The sequence below is a fragment of the Ferdinandcohnia salidurans genome (genome assembly GCF_042680725.1).
GTDB classification, from domain to species: domain Bacteria; phylum Bacillota; class Bacilli; order Bacillales; family Bacillaceae_L; genus Ferdinandcohnia; species Ferdinandcohnia salidurans.
Genome location: NZ_JBHUEK010000008.1, coordinates 156,222 through 169,450 on the forward strand (window position 1 = coordinate 156,222; position 13,229 = coordinate 169,450).

The following is a 13,229-nucleotide window of genomic DNA, read 5'->3' on the forward strand; positions in this document are numbered from 1 at the left end:
AGATGTACTCGGGTAGCATACCATCATTCATTGAAAGAAGATTTCTTGTTTCCTTCTTTTACTTGCAAGCTAATATCAAGGGCTTTTACAGAATGGGTTAAAAATCCTAATGATATATACTGGACACCGGTACCAGAATAGGTGGCTAAATTATCTAAAGTTATTCCGCCAGAGGCTTCGGTGATGATTCCCTTTGGTACTAACTTTGTGAATTCTTTCACTTCTTCAGGGCTACGATTATCAAACATGATCACATCTGCTCCAGCTTCCACAGCTTCCAAAACTTCTTCTTTGCTTTCCGTTTCAACTTCAATCTTTACCATATGGCCAATTTTTTCGCGTACCGCTTTAACCGCTTTTGTAATCGAACCGCAATAGGCGATATGGTTATCCTTAATCATGACTCCATCATAGAGCCCAAAACGGTGATTTTTGCCACCACCCGTTACAACTGCATACTTATCAAGCATGCGAAGTCCTGGAATGGTTTTTCTAGTATCACAAATTCGAATGGAAGCATCGTTTAAAGCTTCTACACATCTGTTTGTAACTGTTGCAATTCCACTCATTCGCTGGATAAGATTCAAAATCACTCTTTCACCAGTGAGTAGGTTGGAAGTCGGTCCACTTACAGTTGCGATAGTATCGCCAGCGGATACACGATCTCCGTCTGAAAAACGAAGCTCGATTTCAATGGTTGAATCTAACAGGTGATAGGCTTCTTTAATAATGGCTAATCCAGAAATAATACCGTCTTCTTTAGCAATAAACACGCCTTGGCTTGTTTGTTCAATAGGGAATATCGTTTGACTTGTTACATCCAGTTCACCAATATCTTCAAGTAAAAACTCCTGTAACATTTTACGCAATTTTAATAGATTCATAGTTTGCCTCCTAGGATAAATAAGTTTGATAATAATTTCACAAACTTAGGTAGATTTCTTTTGGGCTTAACGAAGTTTAAGTGACACGACTGAAAATACAAGTGTCTTGTCATCTATATTTACACATTAACAGCTGAATTTCAATAGTCTCAATAAATAATTTTTTGAGCTAAGGATATGCACAATGGGGGAGGTTAAGAAAGAAAAAGGCACCACTGGGAGAGAAACATACTCTCCAGTGGTGCCTTTTGTCGACTAGTACGAGATTAGAATGCCCAGTTCCCATTACGGAAGACGGGTTCGATGGTGCCATCAGCTGTGATTCCGTCGATGTCCATTTCACCTGAGCCGACCATAAAGTCAACATGTGTGATACTTGAGTTTGCCCCTTTTTTTACAAGCTCTTCACGCGACATTGTTTTACCACCTTCAATACAGAAAGCATAAGCGTTTCCGATCGCAAAGTGATTGGATGCATTTTCATCAAAAAGGGTATTGTAGAATAGAATTTTTGATTGTGAAATAGGTGAACTATGTGGAACTAATGCAACCTCACCTAAATAGTGACTGCCTTCGTCTGTTTCCACAAGGCGTTTAAGTGTATCTTCACCTGTTTCAGCCTTTACATCCACGATTCGTCCATTTTCAAACGTTAACGTAAAGTGATCAATTAAGCTTCCCCCGTAATTGAGTGGCTTCGTGCTGCTTATATACCCATTTACACCTTCTTTTGCGGGAACGGTGAAGACCTCTTCAGTTGGCATATTGGCTACGAATTGAATATTCTTTTCGTTTTCACCACCACCGCCAATCCAAACGTGACCCTCAGGAAGTTCTACCGTCAATTCAGTTCCAGGTGCTGTATAATGCAATCTTTTATATTTTTTCTTGTTTAAGTATTCAACCTTTGCATGCAAAGTTGCATTGTGATCCTTCCATGCTTGTACAGGATTTTCTGTGTCGACACGAGTTGCTTGGAAAATCGCTTCCCATAACTTTTCAACTTGTTCTTCAGATGAGAGATTTGGGAATACTTTTTCTGCCCAGCTTTCTGATGGCACAGCAATAACGGACCAGCTTACTTTATCTGCTTGTGAATAATTCCGATATTTTTCCAGTGCTTGCCCAGCCGTTTTATTTGCATTGGCAATGCGCTCTGGATTGACGCCTTTCAGTAAATCTGGATTTGATGAAATAATGGACAAAAAGGCAGCTCCGTTTTCTGCGAGTTCTTCCATTCCTTTTGCCTTCCACATTGGGTAATCCAGGAATGCTTCATCTGGTGCAAGATCGAAGCGGGTGCGTGTAATTTCATCATCATTCCACTCCACATATACATTTCTTGCTCCAACCTCATAAGCTTTTTTTACAACTTTTCTAACATATTCGACAGCTGAAATAGGTGCATTAATAAGTAGGTTTTGTCCTTGTTGAACATTAACACCAACACGAACAGCTAAGTCAGCATATTTTTCTAGCATTTGTTCGAACGTACTCATATGTATTCTCCTTTGTGACGTGCTATTAACCTAACACGAGTGTGGGTATTTCTTTTTTAGTGTAACAGATACAATATCAACCACGAAATACATTTTTTTCAAAATTAGGTGAATGTGTGGACCAGAGGGACGGTTCTCTTGGTTCCTTTGGAAGTCTTGCTAGATTAAGGGACCACAAGAACCGTCCCCATGGTTATACATGGAATTATTGTCATAAAGTGAAACCCTTGCCACTCCTTCTTCGTATAAAAAAGTATGAGGAAGGAGTGGTTTTTTTATGTCCGACAAACCAGTGCTAAAACTCCCCAAAACGTTTTCTGAAAGAATAATAGAAACGCTATCTATTTTATTTTTAGTGGGTATTTATGTTTATATCATTGTAAGTTGGGGTGAAATCCCGGATCGAGTACCTACCCATTTTAATATCTCCGGCGAGCCCGATAGCTGGGGCGGAAAAGGGAGTGTTCTCATCCTCCCAATTGTCGCAACCTTTCTATTCAAGACCTTGTTTATCTTGAGTAAGTTTCCGCATATTCATAATTACCCTGTTGAGGTGACACCCGAAAACGCAGAAGCCATTTATAGAGCCTCTCGAAAAATGTTGATTGTGATGAATTTCCTTCTTACGATTTTCCTAGCGATTGGTGCATTGGAAATGATTAACGTCGCCCAAGGAAAAGAAGGTCTAGGTATGTGGTACATGATTGGGTTTTTTGTGTCTCTTTTTGGGACAATGGGGTATTATATGTACAAGATGTTTAAAATAAGGTAAGTGACCAGAGGGACGGTTCTCTCGGTTCCATATAGGGACCAAGAGAACCGTCCCCGCGGTACCAAATTACATAAAAGGTAGGAAATAAAGATGTTACTTGAAATTATTGTACAAGATGCAGTAGATGCAAGAATGGCCGAAGAATATGGTGCAAATCGTTTAGAATTAGTAACGGCAATGACAGAAGGAGGGTTAACACCTTCATATGGAATAATAAAGGATGTTGTCCAAGCGGTCTCCATTCCGGTTCATGTTATGATTCGTCCACATGGGTACTCGTTTACATATTCCGAGGACGACAAGCGAGTGATTTTGGAAGATATAAAGGTTTGTAAGGACCTTGGTGCCACAGGAATTGTATTTGGTTCTTTAACGGAAAGCAGAGAAATAGATGAAGCCTTTCTTGAAAAAGTGATTGCGGCAGCGGATGGAATGAAGATTACCTTCCACCGTGCAATTGATGAAGCAAAGGATATTATCGAAGCTTATAAAACCCTTCAAAAATACAGTGATTCTATCCAAACGGTGTTAACCTCGGGAGGAGCACCAAAGGCGTTAGAAGGTGTAGAAAATCTTAAGAAAATGCTTGCGTTAGCAAGCGAAAAGCCATCACCGGTCGTTATGCCAGGCTCAGGCTTATCACATAACAATATTGTAGAACTTCATGAAAAAGTTCATGCAACCGAATACCATTTCGGATCTGCGGTTCGAATAAATGGGAAGTTTAGCGAACCAATAAATGGGAATACTATTAAAACGATAAAAGAATTACTGAGTTAATACAACAAGGATGTCCTAATGAAGATTTGGACGTCCTTTTATTTTGGCTAAAAGAAAGGAGGACCAGAGGGACGGTTCTCTTGGTTCCTTCGGAAGTCGTGATTGACTAAGGGACCACAAGAACCGTCCCCATGGTTCCGTAGTGTTAATCATTAAAATGGAGAGTGAAAACCTTGGAAGTTCTCATTAAACACCTCGAAGCGATATGCAAAGAGCATTTTTTAACAGAAAAAATCTTACTTGTGGATTCTTATATGATTGGCGAACAAATACTAAGGCAATTTACTCAAAATAATCATTATGCCGTGAATATAAAAATCAAAACTGTTAAGGATCTTGCACTTGATGCTCAGTCTACCGAAGAAAAACAACTCATCAGTGATGCACTTGGAACTCATTTTATGTATTCCCTACTGTCAGAGCAAAAGATGGATTTTCGGTATTTTCATGAGGTTGAAATCACGCCGACCTTAAGCCAAAGGTTGTACCAAACAGTAAAACTATTGCGTCAGGCTGGCTTCACAAGTAGCTCAGTTTCTAGGGAAGATTTTGTCTCAAAGGCAAAAGGCGAAGATATGATAGGTATTTTAGCGTCTTATGAAGAGCTACTTCATAAAAATAAAATGATTGATGAAGCTGAGCTTTTTAGGAGTGCTCTAGGAAAATATCACTCTAGAAACCAAGTCTTCATTTTTCAAAGCAACCTTAGGTTAACTTACCTACAAGTAGAATTTTTAAAAAGTATCCTTCCAACAAATTACTTTCATTTACCGATGGAAGCAGTACGAGGTATGGAGATACCTGAAGGCTCTTCTTTTTCAAAGGTTGTTTTCGGTGGCGAAACACCATTGAGCTACCTTTTTGATGTAGAACATAGCCAAACAACGGTACCGACACTTTCCCTATTTTCAGCGAAAACGGAGGATATGGAGCTAAAGGAAGTACTATTTCGTATGAAGGAAAGAGGAAACAGGTTTGATGAGGCGGTAATCTTTTACACAGCAAGTTCGAAATACATTACCGCGATGTATCATTTAGCGGAACGAATGCAACTGCCTGTGACATACGGTGAGGGGATTCCGATTGGTTTTACGCGTCCTGGTAAGTTCGTGGCAGGCATTCTCGCTTGGATGAAAGAATTTTATAGTGTGCGAGTTTTCTTGGACCTTCTTCAGGAAAATTTAATGGATTTAGGAGAAGACGCACCGTCAAAAGCTAGAACCGCAAACTTGCTGCGGGATGCTCATATTGGTTGGGGGAAAGAGCGCTATCTTTCACAAATCCATGCCAAAATTAATCAACAAAACGCTTCAGAGGATCGAATGCAGCATTATCAATGGCTTTTAAAATGGTTTTCGTCTGTGTTCAAACAAACACCTACAAACCAACCCGACGGAACCATTGTCTATCGTGATCTACTAAAAACGATTAAGTACTTTCTGCAAAACTATTGTAAAGTTTCTTCCGCATTTGACCAACTAGCGAAAGAGACATTACTAGAACGAATCGAAGACTTGTTGCCATATGCAAATGAAGCCTTATTTGAAGTATATCAAAAATTTGAGGAAGATTTTCTATCCATTCAAATTGGCCAGTCCCGACCAAAGCCTGGCTATTTACATATTTCGTCCTATAAAAATGGTATCTATGTAAATCGTAAGCATGTATTTCTTGTTGGAATGGACAATCAGCGGTTTCCAGGGAAGTCAGGGGAGGACCCAATATTGCTTGACATAGAACGTGAGAAATTGGGCAGATTCCTTCCGTTAGAAAAGGACAAGTCGAAACGCAATCATTATTTCATTTTACAGCTTTTAGCCTCAGCTGCGAACCATGAGATTACCGTAAGCTACTGCAGGTTTAACATAAATGAAAACCGAGTTATATCACCTGCCTATTTGCTTTTACAATGCTACCGCATTCAATCAGGCGATTTTTCGGCAGATTTTACAACTCTACAAAAGAATGTTCCAAGTGTGGATAAAAAGCACATAGTAGATAGAGAAGATTGGTGGACTTACCACATCTCAAACGAGCAAAACAATCCGTTCACGGAATCGGTTTTATCAGGATTTTCAAATATTGAAAGAGGGCTTCATGCTGAAACAATGAGGCAGGATCCTGCCTTTACCGTGTATGAAGGAAAAATCGAAAGTGATACGACAGGGTTTGATCCTCGTAAAAACCAAGAGATTACGATTTCTGCTGGGAAACTTGAAAAAATTGCGAAATGCCCATATGCCTATTTTTTAGAAAATGTATTGCGACTAAAGGTAAATGAGGATATTTCCTATGACCCGAACCGATGGCTGGACGCAAAAACGAGGGGAAGCTTGCTACACGAAATTTTTGAAAAATTTTATAAAGAAATCAAGGCTCGTAAGGAAAGACCTTCCTTCGAAAAACATATCCACCTGCTATCTAAAATAGCAAAAGATGGGTTGGAAGTCATAAAAACACTCGTTCCACCACCAAATGCACGAACGGAAAGACTAGAAACGGAGGAAATCATCGAGTCATGTGAAACCTTTTTGAGGATCGAAGAAGAAAATAATGAGTTAGGGGAACCTTTGTATTTTGAATATTCCTTTGGAGAAGATGCACCAGCAGTGATTGAGCTTCCGTCAGGAAAAGTTCATGTTAGGGGAATCATTGATAGAGTCGATCAGTTACCTGATGGTTCTTACCATATTATTGATTATAAAACGGGAAGTAGTTGGGGCTATAAGACACAAGAGTTTTTTAAAGGGGGAAGACAGCTCCAACATCTCCTCTACACACTTGCCATTGAAGCCCATTTAGGAATGGATGATGGAGCGGTGAAAAAGAGCTCTTATTTATTTCCAACGAGAAAGGGAGCAGGGGAACGCTTTGAACGAGAGCAGGAAGAAACGACCCGTACAAATGGAAAGGACATTTTAGACAAGCTTCTTTCGATTGTGGAGCATGGACATTTCACGATGACAGATGATGAGAATGAATGCAAATTCTGTGAGTTTAAACAAATATGCAGACGTTCCACATATGACAAAGAAACATTGAAACAAAAACAACAAGACGAAACGGCTAAGGGATTAACAAGTTTTAAGGGGGTGCGTGCCTATGACTAAGGTAATTGTCGATCAAGAGGCTCGAGATAAGATTACAACTGTATTGAATCAAAACTTTCTCGTAGAAGCTGGAGCGGGTTCGGGGAAAACGACGAGCCTAGTTGATCGAATGGTCAATCTAATATATACAGGCACAGCGAAAATAGATGAGGTTGTCGCGATCACATTTACAAAAAAGGCAGCAGACGAGCTTAAAACACGATTCTTAACCGTTCTCGAAAAAAAGTGTAAAGAAGAATCAGACCCAGACGTAAAATTTTTGCTGGAGGAAGCATTGCAAAATATTGAACAATCCTTTATCGGCACAGTTCATTCCTTTTGTGCTCGATTACTACGAGAAAGGCCAGTTGAAGCGGGTCTTGATGTTCATTTTAAGGAACTTGAAGATTCAGAAGATGAAAAAATGGCTGAGGCTGCATGGCTTGTTTACAGAAATAAGCTGGAACAAGATAACCCACAGAAAGCGAAAATGATGAAGGTACTTGCGATTGAGGAACAAGATTTATCAGACCGCTTCCGTACTATGAAAAATTATCCAGATGTTCAGTGGGCAAGTGATGCAGTGGAGAAACCAAATCTTGATGATGTGTTTCGTCGTTTCATGTCACTTTTAAAAGAAGCAAGTCGTTGCATACCAAAAGATAATCCAAAGGGACCTGACAAACTCCAGGAAGCCATTGAAAAATCACTCCGTCAAGTAAGATTCAATAGCATTACGGACTCACTAATGATTACCATTTTTCGATTGTTTGATAAAAACGTTAAGGCTACGCAGAACCGATGGACTTCAAAAGAAGTTGCTAAGGAATATGAAACTCGAATTACCGATTTTTTCGAGACGCAAATTAAGCCATTGCTGATTAGTTGGAGTGAATATTGTCATCCATTTGTCATTGACTTATTTAAAGAAGCTCTAAAAGAATTTGAAAAAATAAAACAAGAACGCTCATTGATGAATTTTCAAGATTTATTGATGAAAACAGCAGCCCTTTTGAAGGACAATTCAGAAGTGCGCACGTATTTTCAGCAGAAATACAAAAGGTTGCTTGTTGACGAGTTTCAGGATACGGATCCGATTCAAGCGGAAATAATGTTTTATTTAACAGGAGACGATGTTTCGGAAAGAAATTGGACAAAGTGTAAACCACGTCCTGGCTCCCTTTTTGTTGTGGGAGACCCAAAGCAAGCAATCTACCGTTTCCGACGTGCCGATATTGATATTTACAATCTAGTGAAGGAACTGATTGAAGCTCATGATGGTGAAGTTCTCCAGTTAATAATGAATTTCAGAACGGTTGATACTGTAACAAGCTTACTAAATGGCGTTTTTCAAGAGCATCTACCCGAAAAAGAAACAGTCCATCAGGCCGCCTACCGTCCACTACATTCCTATAAAGAAGCAGGTAGTTCTGATTTAGAGGGGATTAAGAGACTTGTATTATCGGATGATTTTGCAAAAAACAAAACGACGACGCTTGATGAAGATGCACGGTGTATAACCGGATATATTCAAAAATTAATCAATGATGGTCATGAGCCAGGTGAATTCATGATTTTAACCCGTCAAAAAGAGGGCATTGATGTTTACGCGCGCGTTTTGGAGGGAGCAGGAATTCCTGTGAGTGTCAGCGGGGAAATGGAAATCGGAACAATTCCCGAATTCATGGATCTACTATGTCTTCTCGATGCTCTTGTGGATACGACGGATCAAATCGCCTTTGTTGCCGCACTTCGAAGTGTCTGGTTTGGTATCAGTGATGAGGAATTATTCCAATGGAGGCAGGCGGGAGGAGGGTTTTCGTTATATGCGGAAACTCCGGACAATTTGAATGGAGTAACGAAACAGCATTTTCATGATGCACTCTCAAAGCTACGGCAATATACCAAATGGAAAACGACCTTTTCACCGCTAGTTGCAATTGTGAAAATAGTGGAGGATATCGGTTTATACCCATTATTCGCCGTTAAAACCTATGGTAAGAGGGAAATGACAAATCTCATCCAAATCCTTGAAGCACTGAGGGTAAAAGAGGAAGACGAGGCATTAACCTTTAGACAAGCTGTTCAGTTTGTAAAAACGCAAATTGAGGAAAAAACAAATGTTATCAGTCTTGAGGAAGACGATAATGCGGTACGAATCATGAATGTTCATAAAGCAAAAGGCTTGGAGGCTTCAATTGTTTTCTTAGCTCATCCGGGTAAAAAGCCTGAAATTCGCAATAAAATATGGTCCCATATCAAACGTGAAGACCAAGGCGCAACAGGGTACTTTATGTTTGGAAGAAAGCATGGTCAAACGACGAAACCTGTTGCACAACCCCTGTTTTGGGAGGAACACCTTGACGAGGAGGAAGCATACTTGCTAGCTGAAGAAATTCGCGTTCTGTATGTTGCTGCTACTAGGGCTGAGAAAGCCATGATCATTAGTACATTTGAGTCTAAAAACACGAAAAATCCGTGGAGTCTTCTTTTAGATGGCCTACCTAGGCTCGAGGATATCGATATCCCAGAAGTGATAATGGATGAAAAAGAAACAAAGGGAAATTACTCAACTCAAGATGATTACAGAACTGAAACACAAGGATTACTTGATTGGATCGAGGACCGAAAACAACCTTCCTATGCGACATTTAGTCCTTCCGAAGAAAAGCAAGATATCTTCACACTTGGAATTGAACGTGAGGAGGGTGGGGGATTGGCATGGGGAACTGCGATTCACGAGGTTTTTGAGAGGGTCGTCAAAGGTGATCAAGAAGCGGAAACCGTTGTTGTATCGGCGTTAAAAAAACATGAAATCTCTTTAGGACGTATGGAAGAAGTCGCACAAGCTGTGGAACGTTTTAAACAATCGACAATTTGGGCAGAGCTTCAAATTGCCGATCAAGTTTTAACAGAAGTTCCTTTCACTATTCAAGTCGATGCGAAAGATCCTTTGTATGAGTATGTTGAAAAAGGAGACAAGGCTGAGATTGTTTTTGTAAATGGAATTATTGATCTTGTGTACAAGCTAAACGGTTCTTGGAAGATTGTTGATTATAAAACAGACCGGCCAAAGGATGTTGAGATGCTCCCGGAATTAACAAGATACTATCGAAACCAAATCGACCTGTACCAGCAAATTTGGGAAATAATCACCGGAGAACAAGTGGCAGACAAACAGCTTTATTTTGTCACACCCAATAAAATTATGACCATTTAAGTATCTTTTTTGGATGTATGTTTTTTCCTAAAAAAACAAACTTTAACAAGTAAGACAAGTCTAAAGGGGAGCAATACAATGAAAAAGAAAATTGCCATCATCGGTGGGACTGGCTTAATCGGTTCGATTCTTGAAGCAGGGCTTAGTGACAAGTACGACATCACCATTCTCGATAAAAAGGTAGATAATCATCCAAATCACATCGAGGTAGATGCAACAAACTTTGAAGAACTGATTGGTAAAATTCCTGTTGACTGTGATGCACTTGTTAACCTGTTGAATGTCAAAACAAAAAACGATTTTAAAGATGTTACTCAATTTCGCAAAAAGACCGAAATTCATTTCCTTGCATCCTTTTATATTTTAAGGGCGGCAATCGAGCTTGGGATAGCTAAGGTGGTCTATGCAAGCAGCAACCATGTAACTGATTTTTATGAGAAAGATGGGGATTCGGCATTTGGCCGTAAGATTACTGTTGATGATTATCCCTACTCAAGATCATTATATGGCACTCTCAAATTGGCTTCAGAAAATATCGGACATATTTTAGCCTATGAGGAGGAAAACAATCTATCTGTCATTAATTTGCGAATTGGTAGTGTTAGACGTGATGAAGTGAAGGATTTACAAACAAATCCACGAATAAACAAAACCTTACTTAGTCACGAGGATGTGATTCAGTTATTTGATTTAGCCATCCAAACCACGGTGAAGTTTGGGACCTATTATGGGGTATCCAATAACAAGGACAAACCATGGTCAACGATTAATGCAACCCGTGAGCTTGGATTTGTCTCAAAGATGAATTCACAGGACGTTCTAGCACAGGCTGATATCGAAATGGATAGTATTCTGCCTTATTACGAAGATCTGGAAAATCAAAATTGGCTTAACTAGAATGAAGCGGAGGACACGTGTAGGATTTTACGAATGGTTTTATACAAGGATTCAATATAAAAGCATACGCAATTCTTTTTTACGTATGCTTTTATCGTTTTATTCCTTAAAAACGATACACAAATGGATTATTTTTACAAATCCCATCATTTTTCAGATGTTTTCTTCCTTTTTTTGGATTTTACAAATGGTTTTATCTTCCAATCTATAGAAAAGCATACGCATTTCTTATTTACGAATGCTTTTATTCCTTTTTTTCTTAAAAACGATACACAAATGGATTATTTTTACAAATCCCATCATTTTTCAGATGTTTTCTTCCTTTTTTTGGATTTTACGCATGGTTTTATACTTCCAATCCCTAGAAAAGCATACGCAATTCTTTTTTACGAATGCTTTTATCACTTTTTTACTCAAATATGATACACAAGTGGAAAATTGTTACTTTTTGAAATTCCTTCTGCCTTTACTAGAGTCCTTCCTCTTCCTTTTGATATAATAATAGAATAACCTTGAAGGGGTTGTTACTAATTTGAAAAAGAGGAAAATGATGCTACTTATAATAGGAATTTTACTCACTATTGGGGTTGTATATTTCGGGAGCATTCATTATAAGATATCTAAGTATGTGGATGCAGTGCCTCCCAATAATGCCGATTATTTGATTATTCTTGGTGCCAAGGTGAATGGTGAAATTCCATCACTTGCGTTACAATATCGAATTGATGCGGCGGCTGAATATGCGAAGGAGAATAAGGACACGATCTTAATTGCCTCAGGTGGCATGGGACCGGGTGAGGATATTACAGAAGCGGAAGCGATGAGAAGAAAGCTTGTGGAGAAAGGGATATCTGAATCAAGTATCTATCTTGAAGACTGTTCAACGAGTACATATGAAAATATTAAATTCTCAAAAGAATTAATACCTGAGGACGCGAAGTTAGGGATTGTAGTGACAAATGATTATCATCTTTACCGGTCAGTCCAAATTGCCAAAGATGCTAATTTGAAGGTCGAGGGACTACCTGCAAAAACCCCAAAAATTACTTTGGTAAAAGCATACGGTCGTGAATATTTGTCCGTAACAAAATATTATGTAGAAAAGTTTTTCCTTAAATAAAATAATCATGCATTACAAGAGGCGAGGAGACAATCTCGTCTTTTCTTTAGTCGCAAACAAATTCCATTGACAAGCCTTATAAAAATTTAAAAAAATCCATAAACTACCCAATAAAGCTTCATGATAGAAGGGGGAACTTTTTTGGGAAGATGTATAGTAATGATTGTTCTTTTCTTATCTTTAAATCATATTCCTGCACAGGCAACAGATCGCTTTGACTTTGAAAAAACAGGTAAGGTTACGTGGGAAGTAAAGACAGAAGAGAAGATGGTATCCATCACCTTTGATGATGGACCCAATCCAGTTTATACACCTCAGATTTTAGATGTCTTGGCGAAACATAAAGCAAAAGCGACTTTTTTCGTTGTTGGAAAGCACGCAATTAAACACCCCGAAATTATTCGTCGAGAAGTTTTGGAAGGACATGAAATTGCAAATCACACTTTTAATCATGCAAATATCATACGTGATTCCCAAAAACTTGAAAATGAAATTGATATAACCACCGATACTCTTAAGGAAATAACTGGATTTAGCCCAACTCTTTTTCGTCCAGTTGGTGGGAGTTACAATGACGTTATTATTAACACTGCAGCAGAAAATGGATACCATGTTGTGCTATGGTCGTGGCATCAAGACACGAAGGATTGGAAAAATCCGGGAGTTAGCAGGATCACAAAAAGGGTCATTTCGGGTGTGAAACCAGGGAACATCATTCTATTTCATGATTCAGGTGGAAATCGAACGCAAACCGTTCAAGCATTAGAACAAATACTCACTGAACTAGAGGAAGAAGGATATGAATTTGTTACTGTGTCAGAAATGCTGTTCCGGACCCAAATAAAACAAAGTAATTAGATATACATGTAGCCAAAGAATCGTCTCGGATATCAAGACGATTCTTTTGTGCGCTTGGCAGCGCATCGGACTAACGGGTGAAAGTCCCGAACACGCCGTAGTGGCGGAAG

General features: G+C 39.1%; 9 protein-coding genes. 7 read left to right on the forward strand and 2 right to left on the reverse strand.

Features of this window, described 5'->3' with window-relative positions; all coding sequences use genetic code 11:
* Nucleotides 1-23: 23 nt before the first annotated feature.
* Together nadC and ACFSFW_RS06675 are read right to left on the reverse strand one after the other, a co-directional pair.
* Nucleotides 24-884, reverse strand: coding sequence for a carboxylating nicotinate-nucleotide diphosphorylase (nadC, locus tag ACFSFW_RS06670; RefSeq protein ID WP_388036368.1), 861 nt, complete (start codon nucleotides 882-884; stop codon nucleotides 24-26).
* Nucleotides 885-1,150: 266 nt separating this feature from the next.
* On the reverse strand, nucleotides 1,151-2,383 hold the full coding sequence (locus ACFSFW_RS06675) for an aminopeptidase (protein WP_388036371.1): 1,233 nt from the start codon (nucleotides 2,381-2,383) through the stop codon (nucleotides 1,151-1,153).
* A gap of 277 nt (nucleotides 2,384-2,660) precedes the next feature.
* On the opposite strand from ACFSFW_RS06675, the gene ACFSFW_RS06680 reads away from it, so the two are divergent.
* From ACFSFW_RS06680 to ACFSFW_RS06710, 7 genes are all read left to right on the forward strand, one after another.
* Entirely contained in the window at nucleotides 2,661-3,155 is a 495-nt protein-coding gene (locus ACFSFW_RS06680; protein ID WP_388036374.1) for a DUF1648 domain-containing protein, read from the forward strand.
* A 90-nt stretch (nucleotides 3,156-3,245) separates the two neighbouring features.
* Entirely contained in the window at nucleotides 3,246-3,935 is a 690-nt protein-coding gene (locus ACFSFW_RS06685) for a copper homeostasis protein CutC (protein ID WP_388036377.1), read from the forward strand.
* Nucleotides 3,936-4,108: 173 nt separating this feature from the next.
* Nucleotides 4,109-7,045 carry a PD-(D/E)XK nuclease family protein gene (locus tag ACFSFW_RS06690; RefSeq protein WP_388036380.1) on the forward strand — a complete coding sequence of 979 codons (2,937 nt, stop codon included), beginning with the start codon at nucleotides 4,109-4,111 and terminating at the stop codon, nucleotides 7,043-7,045.
* The gene (locus ACFSFW_RS06695) at nucleotides 7,038-10,244 is read left to right on the forward strand and encodes a UvrD-helicase domain-containing protein (protein ID WP_388036383.1); all 3,207 of its coding nucleotides are present in this window, start codon (nucleotides 7,038-7,040) and stop codon (nucleotides 10,242-10,244) included. The genes ACFSFW_RS06690 and ACFSFW_RS06695 overlap by 8 nt, the downstream gene beginning before the upstream one ends.
* A gap of 78 nt (nucleotides 10,245-10,322) precedes the next feature.
* Nucleotides 10,323-11,141 (forward strand): NAD-dependent epimerase/dehydratase family protein, encoded by an 819-nt coding sequence (locus ACFSFW_RS06700; RefSeq protein WP_388036386.1) that lies wholly within the window; start codon nucleotides 10,323-10,325, stop codon nucleotides 11,139-11,141.
* A 532-nt stretch (nucleotides 11,142-11,673) separates the two neighbouring features.
* Entirely contained in the window at nucleotides 11,674-12,261 is a 588-nt protein-coding gene (locus tag ACFSFW_RS06705) for a YdcF family protein (RefSeq protein ID WP_388036389.1), read from the forward strand.
* A gap of 120 nt (nucleotides 12,262-12,381) precedes the next feature.
* Complete coding sequence (locus tag ACFSFW_RS06710; protein WP_388036392.1) at nucleotides 12,382-13,119, forward strand: polysaccharide deacetylase family protein; 738 nt, start codon at nucleotides 12,382-12,384, stop codon at nucleotides 13,117-13,119.
* The last annotated feature ends 110 nt before the right edge of the window (nucleotides 13,120-13,229 follow it).

Excerpts from the sequence above, each read along its gene's own strand:
- nadC (WP_388036368.1), bottom strand. The coding sequence starts at position 884 with ATGAATCTATTAAAATTGCGTAAAATGTTACAGGAGTTTTTACTTGAA.
- ACFSFW_RS06675 (WP_388036371.1), bottom strand. The coding sequence starts at position 2,383 with ATGAGTACGTTCGAACAAATGCTAGAAAAATATGCTGACTTAGCTGTT.
- ACFSFW_RS06680 (WP_388036374.1), top strand. The coding sequence starts at position 2,661 with ATGTCCGACAAACCAGTGCTAAAACTCCCCAAAACGTTTTCTGAAAGA.
- ACFSFW_RS06685 (WP_388036377.1), top strand. The coding sequence starts at position 3,246 with ATGTTACTTGAAATTATTGTACAAGATGCAGTAGATGCAAGAATGGCC.
- ACFSFW_RS06695 (WP_388036383.1), top strand. The coding sequence starts at position 7,038 with ATGACTAAGGTAATTGTCGATCAAGAGGCTCGAGATAAGATTACAACT.
- ACFSFW_RS06700 (WP_388036386.1), top strand. The coding sequence starts at position 10,323 with ATGAAAAAGAAAATTGCCATCATCGGTGGGACTGGCTTAATCGGTTCG.
- ACFSFW_RS06710 (WP_388036392.1), top strand. The coding sequence starts at position 12,382 with ATGATAGAAGGGGGAACTTTTTTGGGAAGATGTATAGTAATGATTGTT.